Genomic DNA, 22,130 nt, shown 5'->3' on the forward strand with positions numbered 1-22,130 from the left:
GCGCATGACCGGCCGGAGCCCGGCACCCGCCCCGGGCCTGCTCACAAGCCCGCCGTGACCTGCGGTGGGCAGGGGATGGCACCCGGCCGACTACCGGGGGAGTACTCGGCCGGGTGGTCCTACGGGGTGACCAGCTCGTGGTTGCAGACCAGGTGAGCCGGTCGGCACGAACTTATACTTAGTACTGCTCATAGGTCAACCACCCAGTACCTCTTACTTGTCGGTAGAAGCAGGGCGTGATCAAATGGCGGTGCAGACCAGGGAGTGCAGATGCCCGCCAAGCCCAAGTGGGCGCAGCTTGCGGACCTCATCCGTGAGCAGATTGCGTCCGGAGAACTCGCCCCAGGCGACAAGTTGCCGTCCACCGCGCAACTGTGCAGCCAGCACGGTGTGTCGGCCGGGGTGGTCAACCACGCCATGATCGTGCTCAAGACCGAAGGGCTGGTCGAAGGTGTGCACGGTCTCGGCGTCTTCGTCAAGGAACCGTCAGGCGAGCAGACCTAGCCTGCTCCCTCCACGTACGGAAGTGCCCCTCATGCCTGCAAAAGCCAAATGGGCGCAGATCGCGGATCAGATCCGTGAGCAGATCGCGTCCGGGGCGCTCGCCCCTGGCGAGAAGCTGCCCTCGACCGCTCAGATGAAAGAGAAGCACGGCGTGTCACAGGTCGTTGTGCGACAGGCGGTCCTTGTCCTGCAGACGCAGGGGTGGGTGGAGGGCGTGCCGGGCGTCGGCGTGTTCGTCGCCGAGGAGTTGCCGAACGCGCCCGACCGGTGAGCGCGGTGGATTCATGGGCATGACGCTGTGGTTCACCCGGGTGACCCCGCGGGAACTGGACCGGGCGATCGCGGACCCGGAGTGGGCGGCGGAATATCTGGACGGCGAGAACCTGCCGATCTGCTACCTCGAGAAGTCCTGGGCCGGCATCCAGTTCCTGCTGGACGCGGCCGAGGTGGGCGTCGACCTGTACGAGGACGGCTTCCTCATCGACCAGGAGTGCACCCTCCTGGGCTGGGACGACGGCATGGTCGCCGACGCCGCCCGGGCCCTGAGCGCGACGCCGTTCGAGGCGTTGGCCGGCCACTACGACCCGGCGAAGCTGAGCGCGGAGGAGATCTACCCGCATCGGCGGGTGTGGGACGACGACGACCTCGACTACCTGCGGGACCACCACGAGGAACTGGTCCGGTTCTTCGTGGCGACCGCCGCCTCGGGCAGCGCGGCGATCCGGAGTTTCAGCTTCTGACGGAGCGCGTGTTCACCGTGCCGGAGCGGTTTCGCGCAGCACGGTGTCGAGCACCTGGGCGACGCCGTCCGCGTCGATCGGCGCCGCCGGATTCACCTCGTACTGGTGAAGCGCCTGCCGGACCGCGGTCAGCGACGGGTCGCGGTCGAGTGCCCACCCGGCGGCCTGGGCTTTGGCGCAGTGCCGACCCTCGACCGCGAAGCGCCAGATCCGACAGGCGGTGAGGACCATGAGGGCGGCGTCCTCCGCGTCGTCGGTGCGCGACTGCCAGGTCGTCAGCCAGTACCGGCCGCGCTCGTGGAGCCACTCGCCTGGCACCGGCGCGAGCACCTCGCCCGGCTGAGCGCCGCGGAGCGTGTGCCCGTCGGCCCGTGCCATCGACAGTTCGGCCGGCAGGTCGGGGGCGGCCGGCACCCGGCGGTCGACCTCGAACCCGACGGACGAGCCGTCGTACCGGCCGACGTGCAGCTCCAGCGGAGGCGCCGGCGTCGGCGCGCCGGCCACCGCGGCGGTCACGACGTGCAGGTCGATGCCGGCGGCACCGTCGATCCGGGCGTGGCGCACCCGGTCCGCCAGGGCATCGAGCTGCGGGTCGGACAGTCCACCGTCGACGACGACGAGCAGGTCGATGTCGCTGCGACCGACGCGGAAGCCGCCCGCCGCCAGTGATCCGTGCAGGATCACCGACCGGAGCGCCCCGTCGACGATGTCCACAACGGACCCGGCCAGTTCCTCCGCAGCGGTCCGGGTGGAGATTTCGTCATCGCGTGCCACCCGGAGTTTCTAGCAGGCGTCCCCATGCCGGCCTGGCTGTGGGCCCTCCCGCCGTGGCAACCCCTGCCAGCCGAGGTGCCGTTGCCCCGCCGGCGGGCTTGCCCGAATTTCCCGACAGGTCTTCCGAGGCAGATGTATCCAGTGATATCTATATAGACCTGAATCGTTCCTTCGCCCCCCTCGGAGGATCCCGTGCTCAGATCCCGCCTCGCAACCCTCACCATGAGCCTGGCGACGGCGCTTGCCAGCGTTTTCGCGCTGGCCACGCCGGCCCAAGCGGCCTCCACCGTCCGATACGTCGCCCTCGGCGACTCGTACGCCTCTGGCGTGGGCGCCGGTAACGAAAGCGGCTCGTGCCGCCGCAGCCCCAACGCCTACCCGTCGCTGTGGGCCACGGCCAACGCTCCCGCGTCGTACACCTTCGTGGCCTGCTCGGGTGCGACCACGACGAGCGTGCGCGACACCCAGCTGGGCTACCTGTCGACCAGCACCACGCTGGTGAGCATCACCGTCGGTGGTAACGACGTCGGGTTCAGCGACGTCATGACCACCTGCGTGGTGTACGGCGAGTCGGCGTGCATCGCGGCCGTCAACGCGGCCGAGGACAAGGCTCGCACGGAGCTGCCGCCGAAGCTGAACAACCTGTACCAGGCGATCCGCGCACGTGCGCCGTCCGCCCGCGTGGTGGTCATCGCCTACCCGGTCTTCTACCGGATCGACACCTACTGCCCCGGCCTCAGCGACACGTCCCGCACGAAGATCAACGAAGGCATCAACCTCCTGGACGACATCACCAAGAATGCTGCTGTCCAGAACAGCTTCGCCTTCGCCGATGTCCGCCCGATCTTCCGGGGCAACGAGCTCTGCGCCTACGGCGAGAAGTGGCTGCACGCGTTGAACTGGGCCGACACGAGCATTTCGTACCACCCGACGGCCGCCGGGCAGTCCGGCGGTTACTACCCGACCTTCGCCCGGGCCGTGTGACGGGTTCGGCTTCTCGTGGTCAGCGGTCCCGCCGCTGACCACGGGCCGGTCGGCGAACCACGGCCGGGTTCGCGTCGGCCCCCGCCCCGCTGCGCGGCTGCGTCCATCTCGCGCGTTGCGGGCAGCCTGACCGGTCCAGGATCACGGTTCGGCGCTGATCACCATCTCCTCGGGTAGCTCTGCCGGATTCAGGCCAGCGAGGTGGATGACGATATTGGTGTCGATCAAGCCGCGAAGGAAAGTTCACCACTCACGGTCGAGAAGGTCCTGCCCGATCGCCGCGTCGAGGTCCCTACGGAATCTGGATTCGTCGAGCACCGGAGCTGTCGCGAAGGCCGCCATGACCTCGGCTCGGGGAACGAAGGTGCGTCGCCGGATTGGGATCAGCCGACCGATCGGAGTGCCGTTTCGGGTGATCGTGAAGGATTCTCCGCGCTCAACGCCACGCATGATGGCACCCGAATCGTTGCGCAGTTCGCGCTGCGTGATCTCGCGAGGAGCGTGCTCAGCCACAGCGACAATCTAACCCCGTGTGCTACGAGGTGCTACAACGCCGCCAGGCGGGGGAGGAACGGGGCCAGGGCGTCGACGGCATCGGCGCGTACCACGAAGCGGGTGATCCCCCAGCGGCGCCGGTGCTGCGCGACCGCCGCGACGATCTCCTCGGCCGTGCCGATCAGCACGAACGGCGTGGCGAGCAGCTCGGCGGTGGTGAGACCGGCGTGCTCGGCGAACTGCACGGCGGCGGCCTCGGCGTCGTCGGTCACGGTGACCTGCTGGACCAGCGCCTCCAGCACAGGCGGCGTGTCGCGACCGGCGGCACCGGCCGCCACGTGGGCGAGCTGCGCCTCGATCTGGTCGGCCCGCCACCGCACCTCGTGCGTGTGGCCGTCGGGGAGGGTACGGCCGGCGCCGAACAGGCCCACCACGTCGGCGTGCGCGCCGGCCCAGCGCAGCAGCGTCGAGTTGGACGTACCCATGGTGAGCGGGACCGGGTCCTGCACCGGCCTCAGCTCGGTGAGGCGCGCGGCGTGGGCGACCAGGTCTGGGCTGTCCACGGTGACCTCCTTGCCGGCCAGCAGGCCACGCACGGCCTCGGCCACGGCGATGCAGCGGCGCACCCGGCCGGGCACGTCGGGGCGCTCGCGGCCGACGGCCCGCCACTCGGCCGGGGTGTGGCCGGCACCGACGCCGAGCCGGGCCCGCCCGCCGGAGACCACGTCGAGGGTGGCCACGTCGGTGGCCAGCAGGATGGGCTCCCGGACCCCGGCGTTGGAGACGTACGAGCCGAGGCCCAGCGTCGAGGTCACCGCCGCCGCGGCGGCGAGGGCCACGAACGGCGACGCGCCGTGGCCCGGGTGGTCGGCGGCGAACAGGGCGTCGAAGCCGGCCGCCTCGACCCGGCGGGCCAGGTCGAGCCAGCTCGCGGCGTCGGTCGGTCGGGCCTGGACGGAGAAGGTCACCATCGCCCCAGCATGCTGTGCCCCCACCCGCGCCGGCCAGCGCGCCCGGGCCGATTCTGCCAACGGGCGAATCCGCCGCGTGGCGCGTGCCCCTTCGGGGAGCAACTTCGGGGAAAGCGCTGCCTACCGGCGCCCGGAGGCAGCAACCTCCCGGAAGTTGCGCCGCCGAGGTCAATCCGCGACCGTCGGGACGTCCATGCCGAACAGTTCGTGGGGCGTGCCGGCGGTCAGCGCGTCGAGGGCGGCGACCAGCTTCCGCTCCTCGTAGCTGAAGTGCGACTCGAGCAGCGCGGCGAGGCCGTCCAGCTCGGCCCGGACCGCCGGCCCGTCGCCCGCCCCGGTGAGCAGGGCGTCGACCCGGCGCAGCAGGTCCGCCACCACCCGGTGGTCCTCGCTCAGTTGGGCGAGGACGGGGCGCAGCTTGGGCACCTGCTCGGCCAGGACGCGGAACGCGCCGGCGTCCTCGCCGGTGTGGTGCCGGTCCAGGGCTGCACAGAAGCCGACGCAGTGGGCCCGTAGCTCGCGGGACAGGCCGGCGCGGTCGGGGGAGTCGAGGCTCGCGCGGAGCCGAGCCAGCTCCTCGCGGAGCCAGTGGTGGATCTCGATCAACTGGGTGCCGAGGGCGGTCAGCCGCCCGGCCGGTGAGTGGGATGGGTGCACATGGTCCCCTGCTGTCCCGCGCCTCCATGCCCTCGGCGGCCTTCGTGCCGGGTGCACCGCGACGCTACGCCGCACCCTACGCGACCCGGCTGCCGTACGCCGCCCACGTCACTCGCCCTCGTCCCGCTCGTCCGGCTCGTGCCAGCGGGCCCGGTAGGCGGCCTCGTGCGCCTCGTGGGCGGTCCGTTCCTCGAAGATCAGCTTGCGCAGCGCCGTCCGGCCCTCTTCGAAGATCACCACCTCGGCGGCCACCATGCCCACGCAGATCACGGCCAGCAGTGCCAGGGTGCCCAGCGCCGGCAGTTGGTCGACCAGCGGGGGGCAGATGGCGAGCAGCCCGAGGGTGCCGACCCGGGTCCAGCTCAGGGTGTGCAGGGTCCGCAGCTGGAACAGCATGTCGCCGCAGAGGTAGAGGAACACCCCGCCGAAGAGCAGAGGCGCGGCCGGGCCGCGGGCCGGATCCCAGTCGGAGACGTTCGGATTGGTGATCTGGTGCACGATCTGCTCGGCGCCGAGCGCGAACAGGATGATGCCGGCGATCATCGGCAGGTAGCAGTACGCGTACGCGTCCCGGGCCATGGTGAGGCGGGGTTTGCCCTGCGCCGAATGCAGGGCGATCCGGGCGGCCGGTCCGATCATGTCGTAGTGCGCCCACCAGAGCGAGGCGGTGAAGAAGATGCTGAGCACCGCTGCACCCACCGCTGGCAGGGTGGGTGGCTGCCCGATCAGGTTGCTCCCGACGCCGACCGAGATGACCGACTCGCCCAGGGCGATGATCAGGATCAGGTCGTACCGCTCGGTCCAGTGCTCGGCCGAGGCGATGCCCCAGCCCGAGGCGTTGGCGAGTTGGCCGGTGGTGTACTGGAGCAGCACGGCCAGGCCCCACAGCCCGTCCCGGACGACTGGCGCCGCGGCGGAGTCGTGTATCGCCCCAGGGATCAGCGCGGCGGCGAGCAGCAGCAGGGTGCTGCCGACCAACTCCGGGGTCAACTTCGTCAACTGCCGGCGTTCGCCCGGGCTGCCCCGCGTCGCCTGCAGGAGGAGCAGCACGTGGACCAGACGAAACACGATGTAGCTGACCGCCGCCACGACCGGCCCGGCGGCGTTGCCCCGCACGTCGTGGAACGCCTGCGGCAGCGACAGGGCGAAGGTGAACAGCGCCGCCATGCCGACCGTCATCAACACCGGCACGAAGCCCTCGCCGAGCCGGACCCGGGTGGCGACCACGCTGTGCAAGACCCATGACCACCAGAGCACCGCGAGGACCAGCAGGGCGTGCAGCAGCGCCCCGCCGCTGACATCCCGTGCGGTGGACCGGGTGATGATGAAGAACGAGAAGACGAAAACCAGGTCGAAGAAGATCTCGAACCGGTCCACCCGGGCCGCGGGGGCCATCGGCACCGCAGGCCCGAGGCGCCTCCCGAAGCCGCTCACCGGACGAGTCTTTCAGCGGCCGGGCGCTTCCGCGCCGGATTCCGGCACAACGAAGGGCGCGCTGCTCAAGCCGCGCGCCCTTCGTTGTCAGGGCGTCAGAGCCCCAGCTCGGCCTCGAAGTTGCCGGCCTCCAGCCGCTCCTTGACCGCGACGAGGAAGCGGGCCGCGTCCGCGCCGTCGATCAGCCGGTGGTCGTACGACATGGCCAGGTAGACCATCGAGCGGACCGCGATGACCTCGCCCAGCTCCGGGTCGTTGACCACGACCGGACGCTTCACCACGGCACCCGTGCCGAGCATCGCCGACTGCGGCGACGGCACGATCGGGGTGTCGAAGAGGGCGCCCCGGCTGCCGGTGTTGGTCAGCGTGAAGGTCGCCCCGGCGATCTCGTCCGGGCTGATCTTGTTGGTCCGGGTCCGCTCGGCCAGGTCGGCGACCCGCTTGGCGATCCCGCCCAGGTTCAGGTCGCCGGCGTTGTGGATGACCGGCACCAGGAGGCCCCGCTCGGTGTCCACGGCGATGCCGAGGTGCTCCGCGTCCGGGTAGGTGATCGTCCCGGCCTCCAGGTCCATCCCGGCGTTGACGATCGGGTAGGTCTGGAGCGCCTCGACGGCCGCCAGGGCGAAGAACGGCAGGAAGGACAGCTTCACGCCGTGCCGCTGCTGGAAGGAGTCCTTCGCCTGTGCCCGCAGCTTGGCGATCTTGGTGACGTCCACCTCGATCACCGTGGTGAGCTGCGCCATCTCGTGCAGCGACTGCTGCATCCGCTTGGCGATGGCCGCGCGGATCCGGGGCAGCTTCTCGGTGGTGCCGCGCTTCGCGCTCGGCTGCGGCTTTGCGGCCGGCTTCGCCGGAGCAGCCGCAGCGGCCGGAGCGGCGGCCTGCGGTGCCGGCGCGGCCTTGGCGGCCTTCGCCTTCTCGGCCGCCTCGAGGACGTCCTGCTTGCGGATCCGCCCGCCGACGCCGGTGCCGTTCACCGAGGACAGGTTCACCCCGTGCTCGGCGGCCAGCTTGCGGACCAGCGGGGTCACGTAGCCGGCGGCCTCCTCGCCGCCACCCTGGACGGGGGCGGTCGGACGCTGCGGGGCGGGGGTCGGCGCGGCAGGCTGCGCGGCCTGCTCGGCCCGCATCGGCTGGGCGGCGGTCTCCGCCTCCGGGGCCGGCTGGTTGTACGACACGCCCGGGGTCGGCTCCTCGGCCTTCGGCGCCGGCTGGGCCGGGGCCGGCGGCGCGGGCTTGGCCTCGGCCTGCGGGGCGGGCTTGGCCTCGGGCTGCGGCGCAGCCGGGGCCGCGCCGGCCGCACCGATGATCGCCAGGTCGGCGCCGACGTCGGCGGTCTCGTCCTCGGCGACCTTGATCTCCAGCAGCGTGCCGGCGACCGGCGACGGGATCTCCGTGTCGACCTTGTCGGTGGACACCTCCAGCAGCGGCTCGTCCACCTCGACGCTGTCGCCGACCTGCTTGAGCCAGCGGGTGACCGTACCCTCGGTGACGCTCTCCCCGAGGGCCGGCATCTTGACCGGGGTGCCCGCGCCCGACGGCGCCGGGGCCGCCTGGGCCGCCGGCTGCTCGACGGCCGGCTGCTCCGCCTCGGCCTGGGGCTCGGCGGCGGCCTCCTCGGCCTCCTCCGCCGGGGCCGCCTGCGGCGCGACCGCCCCGCCGGCCTGCTCGCCCTCGCCGGCGATGACCGCCAGTTCGCTGCCGACCTCGGCGGTCTCGTCCTCGCCGACCACGATCCGGCTCAGCACGCCCGCCGCGGGCGACGGGATCTCGGTGTCCACCTTGTCCGTGGACACCTCCAGCAGCGGCTCGTCGACCTCGACGGTGTCGCCCTCCTGCTTGAGCCAGCGCGTGACGGTGCCCTCGGTGACGCTCTCACCGAGCCGGGGCATGGTGACCGATACCGGCATGTTCTCCAGACTCCTTCATTCCCCTGGTGGGATCATCGCCCGTCGCCGGACGCCGCGGTTGTCGTGGTCAGTTGTGCGCGTGCAGCGGCTTGCCGGCGAGGGCCAGGTGCGCCTCGCCCAGGGCCTCGTTCTGCGTCGGGTGGGCGTGCACGAGCTGCGCCACCTCGGCCGGGTACGCCTCCCAGTTGTAGATGAGCTGCGCCTCGCCGATCAGCTCACCGACCCGCGCGCCGACCATGTGCACGCCGACCACCGGGCCGTCCTCGACCCGGACCAGCTTCACGTGGCCGGTGGTCTTGAGGATCTGGCTCTTGCCGTTGCCACCCAGCGGGTAGTTGTAGGCCTTGATCTTGTCGGCGCCGTACTGCTCCTTGGCCTTCGTCTCGGTCAGGCCGACCGACGCCAGCTCCGGGTCGCAGTAGGTGACCCGCGGGATGCCGGCCTCGTCGATCACGGCCGGGGTCTGGCCGGCGATCTCCTCGGCGACGAAGATGCCCTGCTGGAAGCCGCGGTGCGCGAGCTGCAGGCCGGGCACGATGTCGCCGACCGCGTAGACGTTCGGCACGCTGGTGCGCAGCCGCTCGTCGGTCAGCACGTAGCCGCGGTCCATCTTGACGCCCTGCTCCTCGTAGCCGAGGTTGGCGGTGTTCGGCCCGCGCCCGACGGCGACCAGCAGCAGCTCGGCCTCGACGGTGTCGCCACCCTGGATGGTCAGCCGGACGCCGTTCTCGGTCTTCTCGACCTTCTCGAACGGCTTGCCGACCTTGAAGTTGATCTTCCGCTTGCGGAACGCCCGCTCCAGCGCCTTGGACGACTCCTCGTCCTCGGCGGCGACCAGGCGGGGCAGCGCCTCGACGATGGTCACGTCGACGCCGAAGGACTTCCACACGCTGGCGAACTCGACGCCGATCACGCCGCCGCCGAGCACGATCGCCGAGGCCGGCACCCGGTCCATGACCAGGGCGTGGTCACTGGTGATGATCCGCTCGCCGTCGATCTCCAGGCCGGGCAGGCTCTTCGCGTACGAGCCGGAGGCCAGGACGACGTTGCGGCCGGTGTAGCGCTTGCCGTCGACCTCGACGGTGTTCGGCGCGACCAGCTTGCCGGCGCCCGCCACGAACGTGATGTTCTTGGCGCCGCCCACCAGGCCCTGGAGGCCCTTGTAGAGCCGCGAGATCACCCCGTCCTTGTACGAGTTGACCGCGGCCATGTCGATGCCGACCAGTTCGGCCTTGACGCCGAACTGCTCCGACTCGCGGGTCTGGTCGGCGATCTCGGCGGCGTGCAGCAGGGCCTTGGTTGGGATGCAGCCGTTGTGCAGGCAGGTGCCCCCGAGCTTGCCCTTCTCGATCAGGGCCACGGACAGGTTCAGCTGGGCGGCGCGCAGCGCGGTCGCGTAGCCGCCGCTACCACCTCCGAGGATCACGATGTCGAAGGTTGCGTCGTTCGGCTCGCTCACGTCCAACTCCCAGGTCGCGTCACTGCTTCGGGGGTTACGGTGGAGTAACAGGCACACCCCACCTCGGTCATCTTGTCACCACCGCCGACGAAGCGCGTAGTGAGGTGCCCAACGACACGTCGCCGCCACGTACGCTTGGCACCGTCTTCGATGACGTACGGGGAGGGGTTGGGCGCGGTGGGACTGTTCCGACGACGCAAGCGGACGGACGCGGTGAGTCGCGACCGGGTCGCTCAGCGCGCCGATCTGGACCACCTTGAGAACTTTGTCCGCACTCGACGTGGCGTCGAGGCGTACATCGAGCCCCGGACCACGGTCACCGAGACCACCGTCATGCTGATCGCCGGCGACGGCGAGTGGACCCGGCGGCGGGTCGGCAGCCCGGAGGAGGCGCGCCGCTTCGCCCACAAGCTCGCCATCCCGATCTACGACGTCCGGCTGATGGGCTATCCGCAGCGCATGCGCGACTACAACGAACGCCGCAAGCGCCGCCCCGAACTCTTCTGACGCCCGCTTCTCGGGCCGTGCGGCGGCAACGTCGCGGAAGTCGCTGCCGCAGCGCGTCCGGACCCGGCGATCTCCCCGAAGTCGCGCGGCTCCTCCAGCGGGCAGACGCGCGGACGGGGTGCCCCCGGAAGGGGGCACCCCGTCGACAAGAGGTGCGGGTCAGCCGTTGGCGGCGACGTCCTCGACCAGGTGGACCAGGGTGCGGACCGGGACGCCGGTGCCGCCCTTGGTCCAGTAGCCCGTCGCCTCGCCCGAGTGGTAGCCGGGGCCGGCGATGTCGATGTGCGCCCAGGCCACGTCCTCGGTGACGAACTCGCGCAGGAAGACGCCGCCCTGGAGCATGTGACCGGCCCGGTCCATGCCGGCGTTGACCTGCGAGATGTCCGCCACGTCGGAGTCCATGCCCTTGCGCACGTCGTCCGGCAGCGGCATCGGCCAGGCCGGCTCGCCGGTGGCCTCACCGGCCGCCTTCACCCGCTCGCACAGCTCCGGGGTGCCCATCACGCCGGCGATCTTCTTGCCCAGCGAGATCACCTGGCCGCCGGTCAGGGTCGAGGTCTCGAACAGGTAGTCGGCGCCGTCCTCGCAGGCCCGGGCGATGCCGTCGGCGAGGATCATCCGGCCCTCGGCGTCGGTGTTGAGCACCTCCACCTTCTTGCCGCTGTACATGGTGATCACGTCGCCCGGCCGGTAGCTGGTGCCCGACGGCATGTTCTCCGCCATCGGCAGGTAGCCGGTCACCGCCACCGACGGCTTGAGCGCCGCGACCGCCAGCATGGCCGCGCCGACCGCCGCCGCGCCGGCCATGTCGGACTTCATCTCCCACATGCCCTGGGCCGGCTTGATCGAGATGCCGCCGGTGTCGAAGGTGATGCCCTTGCCGACCAGCGCCACCCGCTTGCCGTTGCCGCCACCGGACGGGGTGTAGGTCAGCTTCACCAGCCGCGGCGGCGCCTCCGAGCCCTGCCCGACGGCGAGGATGCCGCCGTACCCGCCGGCGGACAGGGCCGCCTCGTCGAGCACCTCGACGCCGAGCCCGGCCTCCCGGGCGGCGGCGGCCACGGCCTCGGCGAACGCCGGCGGGCGCAGCTCGTTCGGGGCGGTGTTGACCCAGTCCCGGCTGGTCAGCGCCGCGCCGGCGACCGCCTGGGCCCGGGTGACCTCCGCCTGCGCGGTCGCGTCGGCGGCGTCCGGCACCGCGATCAGCACGTCGGCCACCGGCTCGCGCCGTCCCGGCTGCGGCTTGGTCTTGTAGCCGGCGAACCGGTACCCGCCGAGCAGCGCGCCCTCGGCGACCGCGCGCAGCGCCGCCGGGGCGTCGGCGTCGTCGGGCAGCGGCAGGGCGAGCGCCACGCGCGGCGCGCCGGCCAGGGCGCGTACCGCCGCGCCGGCGGCCCGGCGCAGGGTCTCCGGCGCCGGGGCCGCGCCGGACGGCTCGGGGCCGAGGCCGACGGCGGTGACCAGCGGGGCGGTGATGGTGCCAAGCGTGGCCAGCTTGATCACCTCGCCGGGGCCGCCGGTCGCGCCGAGCAGCGCCAGCGTCTCGGTCAGCTTGCCGTCGAACGCGGCGGCGATGCTCTCCGCGCCGCTGGCCAGCAGCAGGGCGCCGGCGGGTGAACCCGAGCCCTGTTCCGCGGTCTGGCTGTGCACGCCGATCACGATCGCGTCGACGGCGAGTTCGGCGGGGTCGGTGTCGACCAGGCTGAGGGTGGTGCGGGGCGATGTCACTGAAGCTACTCCGGGCGGGCCGGGCCGGTCGCGTGGTCGCGTACCGGCGATGAAGGTCTCCGGCGGCAACCTACCCGCCGGACGCGTGGCTGTCCCGCCGATGGGCCTCGACGGGTCCCGCCGATGCTAACCAGGCGTTCAGGTGGCGGTAAGTTGCCACCCATGACCGAGGTGACCTCCGACGCCGCCGCGACCCGGCTGCGCCGTTCCCCGCTGCACGAGCGGCACGCCGCCGCCGGCGCCAAGTTCGCCCCCTTCGGGGGTTGGGAGATGCCGCTGGAGTACGCCGGTGGCGGCGTGCTCAAGGAGCACACCGCGGTGCGTACCGGGGTGGGTGTCTTCGACGTCTCGCACCTCGGCAAGGCGCGGATCACCGGGCCGGGCGCCGCGGACTTCGTCAACGCCTGCCTCACCAACGACCTCGGCCGGATCGCCCCCGGCAAGGCGCAGTACACCCTCTGCTGCGATGAGGCGACCGGTGGCGTGGTGGACGACATCATCGCCTACCTGCACGCCGACGACCACGTCTTCCTGATCCCGAACGCGGCGAACACCGCCGAAGTGGTCCGCCGCCTGCGCGCCGCCGCGCCGGCCGGGGTGGTCATCACCGACGAGCACGAGGCGTACGCGATCCTCGCGGTGCAGGGGCCGCGCTCGGCGGACCTGCTGGCCGCGCTGGGCCTGCCCACCGAGCACGACTACATGAGCTTCTCGGCGGCGACGCTGGACGGCGTCGAGCTGACCGTGTGCCGCACCGGCTACACCGGCGAGCTCGGCTACGAGCTGGTGATCCCGGCCGAGCACGCGCTCGCCGTCTGGGACGCGCTGTTCGCCGCCGGGGCGGCGTACGAGCTGCGGGCCTGCGGGCTGGCCGCGCGGGACACCCTGCGCACCGAGATGGGGTACCCGCTGCACGGGCAGGACCTCTCGCTGGAGATCACCCCGGTGCAGGCCCGCTCCGGCTGGGCGGTGGGCTGGGACAAGCCGGCCTTCTGGGGCCGGGACGTGCTGCTCGCCGAGAAGGCCACCGGCCCCCGGCGTACGCTGCGCGGGCTGGAGGCGGTCGACCGGGCGATTCCGCGCCCGGGGATGGCCGTGTACGCCGGCGACACCCGGGTCGGCACGGTCACCAGCGGCACGTTCAGCCCGACGAAGAAGCAGGGCATCGCGCTCGCCCTGATCGACACCGAGCCCAAGCTCGCCGACGGCGAGGTCCTCGAGGTCGACATCCGTGGCCGCCGCGCCCCCCTGCGCCTCCACCGCCCACCCTTCGTCCAGCCCTCGGTCCGCTGACCTGATGTGTTGATCATGAGGTTGGCGGCGATGTCGATCTCCGTCGACGCCGCCACCCTCATGATCGACGGAGACATGGGCGTCAGTCGGCGGTGGGGGGTTCGCCGGCGTCCAGGACCGCCTGGGTCCAGCCGCCCTCGATGACGCCGGTGCCGTCGAGCAGGGCCCAGTCGACGACATCCGTCGCCGCCACGACCACCGGGGCGCCGATCCGGACGCTCGGGTCGCTGTTGGCGTCGCTGGCGCTGGCCCCGACGATCCGCTCCGGGCTCTCCCAGGACGTCACCCCGGCCCAGACGAACTCGGGGCCCTCGTCGCCGGGCAGGCCGTACTTGACCACGAGCTGGGTCTCGGTGGGCAACTGACCGGCGAGGAAGCGGGCCCGGATGTCGCCCAGGCCGGCCCGGGCGGTGGCGATCGCCCGGCTCATCGCGTCGCCCGGCCGGGCGTACCGGACGTCCGGCTGGATGCCGTTGAACAGGGTGGCGCAGGCGGCGGCGAAGTAGCGGCCGGCCGGACCGGGATGCCCCGGCGGCGGGTTGAGGCTGAGGAACGAATCGGCGTCCGGGTCGGTGGCCGGGTCCAGCTCCAGCCGCAGCAGCACCGGCGCGGTCGCGCCGTGCTGCTCCGGATTGCCGTACGCCACGGCGATGTCATGCCCGGTCACCGTGGCCAGCACCGGGAGCTGCACGAACGCGGGCACCTCCTCGCCGGCCAGCCCCTCGGTCCAGTCCCGCAGCAGCCGCCGGGCGGCACCGGTCATCACCGCGCCCCAGGCCCGGGTCAGGTGGTCCGGCACCCCCTGGGCCTGCAGCTCCAGCAGCCCGAACCGGCGCAGCCCCTTGGTGGTGAACCACAGCCCGTCGGCGTCCGACGAGTACGGCACCAGCACCCAGTCGACCAGCCGGATCCGGCCCTGCTCGTCGGGGAGCGAGCGCAGCGCGGCCGCCGGGTCGAGGAACTGGAGGCCGAAGACGTCCACCACGTCCCCGTCGACCGTCTCGGCGATCGCCGCAGCCACCGCCCGGGCCGCCCACTCGTGCGCCGGCGGCCAGCCCGGCCGGTATTCGGCCTGGACCACCACGAGGTGGGTGGCGGCGGCCAGCCGGGCCAGCTGGGCCTCGGTGGCGCCGAACGCGGTGAGCAGGTCCGGCGGCAGCTCGGGGAACTCGCCGATCGGCCGGGTGTCGACGCTCATCAGCGGGCTGTCCAGCATCTGCCGCGCCAGCCCGTGCACCGGCTCGGCCAGCCGCCCGGTCAGGCGCTCCACCGCCGTCTTCGGGCTGACCTTCGGCAGCCCCGCGATGGGCACCAGATAGGTCGCGTCCAGCGACTCCGGCACCGGTACGGGCAGGAAGTCGTCCGTGATGAGCATGTCGTCCCCCTCGACCGTGCCGGTGCCTCGTCCCGAACGCTACCTGCCCAGACGGGTGACGCTCAGCCGGACAGCGCCAGTCCCAGGTAGACCAGCGTGGTGACGATCTCCACGGTGGCCCCGAGCACGTCCCCGGTGATCCCGCCGAGCCGGCGTACCACGTGGCTGAGGAGCCCGGCCGCGACGGCGAGCGCCGCGACGACGGCGAGCGGCCCCTGCCACGGACGGCCCGGCACCGCCGGCACGGCCAGCAGCGCGACGGCGGCCGCGCCGACCACCAGGGCGACCGGCCCCACCGTGCCGGCCACCAGCGCGCCCAGCCCCTCCGGCCGGGCCGCCGGCACCCCGCGCCGGCAGGCCAGGGCCACCCCGAGCCGACCGGCGGCGGTGGCGGCGGCCACCGCGGCGAGCGCCGCCGGCCACGACCGCCCGGCCAGCTCCGCGAGCACCGCCGCCTGCAGCAGCAGTACGACCACCAGCGCGACCACCCCGAACGGGCCGACGTCCGGCTTCTTCATGATCTCCAGCGCCGCCGCGCCCCGCCGGTACGACCCCAGCGCGTCCACGGTGTCGGCCAGCCCGTCCAGGTGCAGGCCCCGGGTGAGCAGCGCGCCGAGCCCGACGGTGACCCCGGCGGCGACCAGCGGGGGAGCGAGGGCGGCGGTCAGCAGCAGCGCCGCCGCGAGGAGCGCGCCGAGCAGTGCCCCGACCGCCGGGGCGAGCGCCATCGCGGTGCCGGCCGCGGCCCGGTCGACCCGACCGGCGCGCACCGGCAGCGTGGTGAAGGTGGTGACCGCCAGCCGGATCCCGTCCGCGAACCGGGGCTCAGTCGGCACGCCGGTCGGCGGACTCCGGCACCGCGACCGGCTCGTCCGGCTCCGCGGTAACGGGCCTGCTGGGTCCCGGCCCGGCGGGCTCCGGCTCGGCGAACTCCGGCTCGTAGGGGGGCGGAACGGGCTCCGGCTCGGTGGTGGTGGGCCCGGGGCCGGCCGGCTCCGGCTCGGCGAACTCCTCGTCGTCCGCGCCGCCCCGCAGTGACGGGTGCACCGGCAGGCCGGCGGCGAGCGCCAGCATCGAGTTCAACAGCGGCAGGGTGGCCAGCGCGGTGGCCCCCTCGCCCAGGTTGAGCCGCAGGTCCACCAGCGGGGTCAGGCCGAGCACGTCGGCGGCGAGCCGCACGGCGGGCTGCCCGCCGTGGTCGGGCAGCAGGCACCAGTGCCGGGCCTGCCCGGCCAGGTCGCGGCTGACCAGGCCGGCGGCCACCCCGACCGGCCCGTCCAGCAGCACCGGTATGCGGCGGGCGGTCGCCCCGAGCAGCACGCCGGTGGCCATCGCGATGTCGCCGCCGCCCAGCTCGGCCAGCACCTCCTTGGCGTCGCGCGAGCTGCGGCGGGTGCGGTGCAGGGCGTCCCGGACCGCCGCGCAGCGGGCCATCCAGGCCGCGTCGTCGATCAGGCCCTGCTCGCTGATCACCCGGCCCAGCACCGCCGGGGGCTCCGCGCCGGCCGTCGCCGCCAGCACCGCCGCGGCCGCCGCCTCGGTGCCCGCGCCGCACGCCGCCAGCACCAGGACGTGTACGCCCGCGTCGGCGGCCTGCTCGGCCAGCCGCCAGCCGTACCGCAGGGCCGACTCGACCTGCTCGGCGGACAGCGCCGGCCCGTCCTCCATGGCGGCGGAGGCGGGCGCCTCGACCACCTGGAGGCTGGCCCCGCACTCGGCGGCGAGCCGGGCGAGCGCCCCCTGGCCGGCCCGGGCCTGCCGGGCGCGGCGGGCCGACTCGCCGGAGGCCACCCCGGCCGACGCTCCGCCGGCGTGGTCACCGTGCAGCAGCAGGACGCGCACCGAGTTCCACGGCGCGGGAGTCGGGGTGCCCTGGGTGGCGGCGGCGAAGCCGACCACCCGGTCCAGCACGCCGAGGCCGGCGCCGGGGAGGTCCAGGGTGGCGAGCCGGTCGATCGCCTGCGGGCCCGCGTACTCGTCGGGCATCGGCAGTTCCATGCCGGGCTGGATGACCAGGCCGGTGGCGATCATCGGCAGCGCCATGGTGGGGGCGGCCCAGGCGGTGGGCTCCCCCGCGGGGGCGGGGCTCGGTGCGGGCGCCACGGCCGGGGTGAGCACCTCGGGCAGCGCCTCGTCCGGCTGCGCCGGCGCGGCGGGGGCGCCCGCCTGGCCGGGGCCGGCCGGCGCCGGCACGGTGGGGCGCGGCGGCGCGCCGGCCGGCTTCAGCCACGCGGCCTGACCGGCCACCACCAGCACCACGGCGTCGCAGGCGTCGGCGACCGCCCGGTTGGTCGCGCCGAGCGCGTCGGTGAACGCCCGGCCCAGCGGGGTGGTCGGCACCAGGGAGAGCCCCACCTCCGGGCTGACCAGCACCAGCCGGGCGGCGCTGCCCCGGACCGCCGCCGCCAGCTCGGCGATGGTGGCGGAGTCGTCGGCGGGCTGGTGGGCCGGGTCGAGCAGCACGGTCACCCAGCCGCCCAGGTCGTCCACGAGCAGCGTCTCGTTCGGCCCGGCCGCCGCGATCACCTCGGCCAGCCGGCCCGGGTCGGCGGCGGTCTCCTCGGTGGTCCAGCTCCCCGGCCGGCGGGCCCGGTGCGCCGCCAGGCGGGTCGCCCACTCGGTGTCCTCCGGGTCCCCCTCTGGGGCGGTGGCCACGTACCGGACCGTGGGCGCGTCGGCGACCAGCGATTCCGCGAACTCGGACTTGCCGGACCGGATACCGCCGAGCACCAGGAGTGTGTTCCACCCGTCAACGGACATGCCCGTACCTTACGGCCGCCCGGCCGGTCACCGCCTGCCGGCCCGGACGGCTGACCGGTGCGCCGCCCCGGGCCGCCGGCCGGCTCATCCGCAGTGCTCGAAGCCGCTGCCGTAGCTGGCCCCGCCGGTCGACCCGCCCCACTTGACGCAGGCCTTGGCGGCAGCGGCCCGGACCGGCCCGGCGTAGTACGAGAACGCCCCGCTGTCCGTGCTGCGGGCCTTCCCCTGCACCTCCAGGTACGCCGACACCTGGGTGGCCCGGCCGACGTCGGTGTCCTTGAGCGTGACCACGCAGTTGGACCCGCTGGCCGTGTTGTAGAGCAGGTAGACCCGGCCCTTGCGGACGCCGCTCGCGGTCAGCGTCGCCGAGTCGATCACCTGGTACCCGCTGCCGCACGCCTGCGCGGCGGTGTACGGGTTGGGCTTCTGGGGGGCGGCTGTCGTCTTCGTCGGCTTCGGTGCGCCGGTGCCGCCGGCGTTGCCGGTGCTGCCGGTGCTGCCGGCGCTCGGTGCTGCCGCCGACGCGCCGGCCGCCGGGGTGGTGTTGCCCGGCGCGGGGCGACTCGGCGTGGCCGAGGGCGACTGGCCGGGCAGCCCGGTGGGGCTCGCCGTCGAATCGGGCGCCGCCCCGCTGGGCGACGGCTCCGGCTGCCCGGGATCGGCGACCGCCGTCTCGCCGGTCAGCGCGGTCCGGTCCGGCTGTTGCTGGTCATCAGGGCTCAGCGCCGCCACCGCCACGGCGGTCATCAGCGCGACGACGACGACGCCGGCCGCGCCGGCCAGGGCGAGGACCCGTCCCCGCCCCCGGCGCCCCGCCGGCTCCTCCCGCGTCGGCGGTACGCCCGAGCCGGCCGGCCGGCCCTGCTCCGGGCCGTACCCGCCGGGGCGCGGACCGGGGTGCGCGGCGCCGACCGCCCAGGCGGGCCCGCCCGGGGGCGGTCCCGCGGGACCGCCCCCGGGCGGGCCGGCGGCGGGATGGCGGTTCGGCCCGGTCGGGCCGCCGGCGCTGGGGGTGATCCCGGCGGCCGGGCCGGCCCCGCCGACCGGGCCAGGTCCCGGCGCGGCACCGAAAGCGCCCCCCGCGACCGGGCCGGAACGCCCCGGCCCCGGGGCGGCACTCGGGGCGACGGCCGGAGCGTCCGGTCCGAATCCGGGCGCCGGAGCGGGGGTGGGCCGCTCCGCCCCGTCTGGAGCGGTGGCGGACACCGGGCCGGCCGGGGGTCCGGAGCGGGCGGGCCCGCCCGCGGGCGTACCACCGGCGAGGCCCGGGGCGGCGGCGCCGGGACCGGACGCGGCGGGCGGACCGGGAGGGGCCGGAGAGTCGGGCGTCGGGAGCACGACGGGTCCCGGCACGGCCGGGCCGGCCACCGCCCACGGCGGGCGGGCCGGCACGGGCACGCTGGCCAGCGTGGCGTCCCGGACGTCCTGGGCGGCCTCGGCCAGGGCCAGCGCGGTCGGGTGCCGGTCGGCGGGGCGCTTCGCCAGCGCCCGGCGGACCACCTCGACCACCGCCGGGGGCGTGCCCACCGGCAGCGGTGGCGGCTCGTCCTGGGCGTGCCGCAGCGCCACCTGGAGCGGGTTGTCGCCGTCGAACGGCGGTCGGCCGGCCAGACAGTAGTAGGCGACCGCGCCGAGCGCGTACACGTCGGTGGCGGCCGACACGGCCTGGCCGGTGGCCTGTTCCGGCGACATGTACGAGGCGGTGCCGAGCACCATGTGCGCGGCGGTGATCCCCGCCATGGTGCTGGCCCGGGCGATCCCGAAGTCGACCAGCACCACCGTGCCGTCCCGCTTGACCAGCAGGTTCCCCGGCTTGACGTCCCGGTGCACGATTCCGGCGAGGTGGGCGGCGTGCAGCGCGTGGGCGGCCTGCGCCACCACCGACATGGTGGACGCCGGGTCGAGCCGGCCGGCCTGGCGGATCCAGGTCACCAGCGGATCGCCGTCGACGTACTCCATCACCAGGTAGCTGACCTGGCTGCCGTCGGCGAGCGTGGCGGAGCCGGCGTCGTGCACCTGCACGATGCCGGGGTGCCGCAGCGCGGCCAGCATCCGGGCCTCGGCCTGGAAGCGGGTGGTGAACTCGGGGTCGGCGACCAGCGACGGCAGCAGCACCTTCACCGCGACCTCGCGACCCAGCAGGGTGTCGGTGCACTTCCAGACGGCCCCCATGCCGCCGGTCGCGATGCGTTCGTTCAGCCGGTAGCGGTCGCGGAGCACGACTCCTTCAGTCAGCACCGGGCCACCGTACCGGCCGGCCGGCGCGCGCGATGATCCAGCGGCGGCCCTGTCCGGAACGTGGTGCCCGCGTGCGGCCGACTACGCTTGCGGGGGTTCCGTCCCAGGAACGACGGCGGCGAGGGGAGACGCGGCATGGCGTGGAGCTGGCGGTACGAGGGCGCGAACGGCGAATCGGTCGACGGGCCGACCGAGTCGTTCAGCAGCCAGGCGGACGCCGAGTCGTGGATCGGCCAGACCTGGCGGGAGCTCGCGGCATCCGGCGTCACCTCCGTCGCGCTCGTCGAGGACGACCGGGTGGAATACCGGATGAGCCTGCTGCCCCCGGCCCAGTGATGGGCTACGACCGCCCGGGCGAACCGCTGGTGCTCGGGGTGCCCCGCGCGGCGTTCCGGCCCAGCCCGATCTTCCTCGCCCTGGTCGCGCTCTTCGTGGTCAGCGGGGTGATGACCTGGCACGGCTACGGCAACGTCCGGTTCGACGTCTTCCTCTTCGCGGTCTCGGGCTGGCTGGTCTCGCTCTGCCTGCACGAGTACGCCCACGCGGTGGTCGCCTACCGCGCCGGCGACCGGGACATCGCCCACCGCGGCTACCTGACGCTCAACCCGCTGAAGTACACCAACCCGCTGCTGTCGATCGCGCTGCCCGTGGTGGTGGTGCTGCTCGGCGGCATCGGCCTGCCCGGCGGGGCGGTCTGGGTCGACCGGCACGCCATCCCCGGCCGGCTGCGGCACACCCTGGTCAGCCTGGCCGGTCCGGCCACCAACGTGCTGTTCACCCTGGTCCTGGTGGCGGCGCTGTGGCTCGGGTACGGCAACGTCGGGCCGCTGCAGTTCTGGGCCGGGGTGGGGCTGCTGGCGTTCCTCCAGCTCACCGCCAGCGTGCTCAACCTGCTGCCGGTGCCCGGGCTGGACGGCGGCAACATGATCCAGCCGTGGCTCAGCCCGCAGTACCGCCGGATGTACGACCTGTTCGCCCCGTACGGCTTCATCCTGCTGTTCGCGCTGCTGTGGAGTCCGCGGATCAACGGCTGGTTCTTCGGCGCGCTCTTCAGCGTGGCGGATTTCCTCGGGCTGCCGCCCCAGCTCTACGCACTCGGGTTCGAGCTGATCCGCTTCTGGCGGGGCTGACCGGGCGGCGGGAGCCGCCGCGCAGCGGCGGGGCGGCCATGCCTCGGCGTACCCGGGAAGGGGCCCGGGCCGGCGCGGTGGCCGTGCCGGCCCGGGGAGAGCGTCACGGGCGCTGCGCCGGGCTCTCGGTCTTCGCCGGGTCCCGCTCGATGACCGGCTCGACGATCTCGTCGATCGCCTTGAGCAGGTCCGCGTCGAGCTTCACGCCCGCCGCCTTGACGTTGTCGTGCACCTGCTCGGGCCGGGACGCCCCGACGATCGCCGAGGAGACGTTCGGGTTCTGCAGCACCCAGGCGATGGCGAGCTGCGGCATGGTCAGCCCGGCCTGCTCGGCCAGCGGCTTGAGCCGCTGCACCCGGGTGAGCACCTCGTCGCCGAGCCACTTGGCGATGAACCCGGCACCCGACTTCTCGTCGGTGGCCCGGGAGCCGACCGGCGGCGGCTGGCCCGGCAGGTACTTGCCGGACAGGACGCCCTGCGCCATCGGCGACCAGACGATCTGGCCGACGCCCAGCTCCTCGCAGGTGGGGATCACCTCGGTCTCGATGACCCGCCACAGCATCGAGTACTGCGGCTGGCTGGAGACCAGCGGGATGCGCAGCTCGCGGGCGAGCTGGTGGGCCTCGCGGATCTGCGACGCCTTCCACTCCGAGACGCCGATGTAGTGCGCCTTGCCGGAGTGCACGACGTCGGCGAACGCCTCCATCGTCTCCTCCAGCGGGGTGCTGTAGTCGTACCGGTGGGCCTGGTAGAGGTCCACGTAGTCGGTCTGCAGGCGGCGCAGCGAGCCGTTGATCGACTCCATGATGTGCTTGCGGGACAGGCCGCGGTCGTTGCGCCCCGGGCCGGTCGGCCAGAAGACCTTGGTGAAGATCTCCAGCCCCTCGCGGCGCTCGCCCTTGAGCGCGCGGCCGAGCACCTCCTCGGCCTTGGTGCCGGCGTACACGTCGGCGGTGTCGAAGGTGGTGATGCCGGTGTCCAGGGCGGCCCGCACACAGGCGGCCGCGGCCTGCTCCTCGACCTGGGAGCCGTGAGTGATCCAGTTGCCGTACGAGATCTCGCTGACGATCAGGCCCGAGCGGCCTAGGTGTCGGAATTCCATGCCTCGACCCTAGCCCCGCCGGATCATGGCCGCGCCGAGGCGCGACGCGGGTGTGATGCTCGGCCGGGC

General features: G+C 73.6%; 21 protein-coding genes. 8 read left to right on the forward strand and 13 right to left on the reverse strand.

What is annotated here, in order from left to right:
* The first annotated feature begins 270 nt into the window (after positions 1 to 270).
* The 3 genes from ABZ783_RS07280 to ABZ783_RS07290 are packed head-to-tail and all read left to right on the forward strand — an operon-like array spanning position 271 to position 1,244.
* Complete coding sequence (locus tag ABZ783_RS07280) at positions 271 to 504, forward strand: winged helix-turn-helix domain-containing protein (protein WP_357435016.1); 234 nt, start codon at positions 271 to 273, stop codon at positions 502 to 504.
* A 31-nt stretch (positions 505 to 535) separates the two neighbouring features.
* Positions 536 to 775 carry a winged helix-turn-helix domain-containing protein gene (locus ABZ783_RS07285; protein ID WP_357435018.1) on the forward strand — a complete coding sequence of 80 codons (240 nt, stop codon included), beginning with the start codon at positions 536 to 538 and terminating at the stop codon, positions 773 to 775.
* A 13-nt stretch (positions 776 to 788) separates the two neighbouring features.
* Positions 789 to 1,244 carry a DUF1877 family protein gene (locus ABZ783_RS07290; protein WP_357435019.1) on the forward strand — a complete coding sequence of 152 codons (456 nt, stop codon included), beginning with the start codon at positions 789 to 791 and terminating at the stop codon, positions 1,242 to 1,244.
* 12 nt (positions 1,245 to 1,256) lie between these two features.
* Here the strand turns inward: ABZ783_RS07290 and ABZ783_RS07295 are convergent, their stop codons facing one another.
* Positions 1,257 to 2,018: an aminoglycoside adenylyltransferase domain-containing protein gene (locus ABZ783_RS07295; protein ID WP_357435020.1), complete on the reverse strand. Its 762-nt coding sequence runs from the start codon at positions 2,016 to 2,018 to the stop codon at positions 1,257 to 1,259.
* 192 nt (positions 2,019 to 2,210) lie between these two features.
* Between ABZ783_RS07295 and ABZ783_RS07300 the strand changes: the two genes are divergently transcribed.
* Positions 2,211 to 3,002: an SGNH/GDSL hydrolase family protein gene (locus ABZ783_RS07300; RefSeq protein ID WP_357435022.1), complete on the forward strand. Its 792-nt coding sequence runs from the start codon at positions 2,211 to 2,213 to the stop codon at positions 3,000 to 3,002.
* Positions 3,003 to 3,245: 243 nt separating this feature from the next.
* Here the strand turns inward: ABZ783_RS07300 and ABZ783_RS07305 are convergent, their stop codons facing one another.
* The 6 genes from ABZ783_RS07305 to lpdA form a co-directional block, all read right to left on the reverse strand.
* On the reverse strand, positions 3,246 to 3,515 hold the full coding sequence (locus tag ABZ783_RS07305; protein WP_357435023.1) for a type II toxin-antitoxin system prevent-host-death family antitoxin: 270 nt from the start codon (positions 3,513 to 3,515) through the stop codon (positions 3,246 to 3,248).
* Positions 3,516 to 3,547: 32 nt separating this feature from the next.
* Positions 3,548 to 4,468 (reverse strand): LLM class flavin-dependent oxidoreductase, encoded by a 921-nt coding sequence (locus ABZ783_RS07310; protein ID WP_357435024.1) that lies wholly within the window; start codon positions 4,466 to 4,468, stop codon positions 3,548 to 3,550.
* Between the two features lie 168 nt (positions 4,469 to 4,636).
* Positions 4,637 to 5,125 carry a hemerythrin domain-containing protein gene (locus tag ABZ783_RS07315; RefSeq protein WP_357435026.1) on the reverse strand — a complete coding sequence of 163 codons (489 nt, stop codon included), beginning with the start codon at positions 5,123 to 5,125 and terminating at the stop codon, positions 4,637 to 4,639.
* Between the two features lie 108 nt (positions 5,126 to 5,233).
* Positions 5,234 to 6,520 (reverse strand): low temperature requirement protein A, encoded by a 1,287-nt coding sequence (locus tag ABZ783_RS07320; protein WP_357435307.1) that lies wholly within the window; start codon positions 6,518 to 6,520, stop codon positions 5,234 to 5,236.
* Between the two features lie 134 nt (positions 6,521 to 6,654).
* Positions 6,655 to 8,469 (reverse strand): 2-oxoglutarate dehydrogenase, E2 component, dihydrolipoamide succinyltransferase, encoded by a 1,815-nt coding sequence (gene sucB, locus ABZ783_RS07325; RefSeq protein WP_357435028.1) that lies wholly within the window; start codon positions 8,467 to 8,469, stop codon positions 6,655 to 6,657.
* A gap of 67 nt (positions 8,470 to 8,536) precedes the next feature.
* Positions 8,537 to 9,928, reverse strand: a complete 1,392-nt coding sequence (lpdA, locus tag ABZ783_RS07330) for a dihydrolipoyl dehydrogenase (RefSeq protein ID WP_357435030.1) — start codon at positions 9,926 to 9,928, stop codon at positions 8,537 to 8,539.
* Between the two features lie 177 nt (positions 9,929 to 10,105).
* On the opposite strand from lpdA, the gene ABZ783_RS07335 reads away from it, so the two are divergent.
* A complete protein-coding gene (locus ABZ783_RS07335; protein WP_357435309.1) occupies positions 10,106 to 10,435 on the forward strand; it encodes a hypothetical protein in 330 nt (109 codons plus the stop codon).
* Positions 10,436 to 10,594: 159 nt separating this feature from the next.
* Here the strand turns inward: ABZ783_RS07335 and ABZ783_RS07340 are convergent, their stop codons facing one another.
* Positions 10,595 to 12,163: a leucyl aminopeptidase gene (locus ABZ783_RS07340; RefSeq protein WP_357435032.1), complete on the reverse strand. Its 1,569-nt coding sequence runs from the start codon at positions 12,161 to 12,163 to the stop codon at positions 10,595 to 10,597.
* A gap of 162 nt (positions 12,164 to 12,325) precedes the next feature.
* Between ABZ783_RS07340 and gcvT the strand changes: the two genes are divergently transcribed.
* Positions 12,326 to 13,456: a glycine cleavage system aminomethyltransferase GcvT gene (gene gcvT / locus ABZ783_RS07345; RefSeq protein ID WP_357435033.1), complete on the forward strand. Its 1,131-nt coding sequence runs from the start codon at positions 12,326 to 12,328 to the stop codon at positions 13,454 to 13,456.
* Between the two features lie 82 nt (positions 13,457 to 13,538).
* On the opposite strand, the gene ABZ783_RS07350 is transcribed toward gcvT, so the two are convergent.
* From ABZ783_RS07350 to ABZ783_RS07365, 4 genes are all read right to left on the reverse strand, one after another.
* A complete protein-coding gene (locus tag ABZ783_RS07350) occupies positions 13,539 to 14,831 on the reverse strand; it encodes a DUF2314 domain-containing protein (protein WP_357435035.1) in 1,293 nt (430 codons plus the stop codon).
* A 62-nt stretch (positions 14,832 to 14,893) separates the two neighbouring features.
* On the reverse strand, positions 14,894 to 15,667 hold the full coding sequence (locus ABZ783_RS07355) for an adenosylcobinamide-GDP ribazoletransferase (protein ID WP_357435036.1): 774 nt from the start codon (positions 15,665 to 15,667) through the stop codon (positions 14,894 to 14,896).
* Complete coding sequence (locus ABZ783_RS07360) at positions 15,657 to 17,591, reverse strand: bifunctional adenosylcobinamide kinase/adenosylcobinamide-phosphate guanylyltransferase (RefSeq protein WP_357435038.1); 1,935 nt, start codon at positions 17,589 to 17,591, stop codon at positions 15,657 to 15,659. The genes ABZ783_RS07355 and ABZ783_RS07360 overlap by 11 nt, the downstream gene beginning before the upstream one ends.
* Before the next feature lie 84 nt (positions 17,592 to 17,675).
* Complete coding sequence (locus ABZ783_RS07365) at positions 17,676 to 19,829, reverse strand: protein kinase (protein ID WP_357435040.1); 2,154 nt, start codon at positions 19,827 to 19,829, stop codon at positions 17,676 to 17,678.
* A 135-nt stretch (positions 19,830 to 19,964) separates the two neighbouring features.
* On the opposite strand from ABZ783_RS07365, the gene ABZ783_RS07370 reads away from it, so the two are divergent.
* Positions 19,965 to 20,165, forward strand: coding sequence for a hypothetical protein (locus ABZ783_RS07370; RefSeq protein WP_073833657.1), 201 nt, complete (start codon positions 19,965 to 19,967; stop codon positions 20,163 to 20,165).
* On the forward strand, positions 20,165 to 20,959 hold the full coding sequence (locus tag ABZ783_RS07375) for a site-2 protease family protein (RefSeq protein WP_357435042.1): 795 nt from the start codon (positions 20,165 to 20,167) through the stop codon (positions 20,957 to 20,959). Before ABZ783_RS07370 ends, ABZ783_RS07375 begins: the two co-directional genes overlap by 1 nt.
* A gap of 103 nt (positions 20,960 to 21,062) precedes the next feature.
* On the opposite strand, the gene ABZ783_RS07380 is transcribed toward ABZ783_RS07375, so the two are convergent.
* Positions 21,063 to 22,061, reverse strand: coding sequence for an aldo/keto reductase family protein (locus ABZ783_RS07380; protein WP_357435045.1), 999 nt, complete (start codon positions 22,059 to 22,061; stop codon positions 21,063 to 21,065).
* Positions 22,062 to 22,130 lie beyond the last annotated feature (69 nt).

Origin of the sequence: Micromonospora sp. NPDC047738, assembly GCF_040642675.1 — a bacterium.
Classification (GTDB): Bacteria; Actinomycetota; Actinomycetes; order Mycobacteriales; family Micromonosporaceae; genus Micromonospora.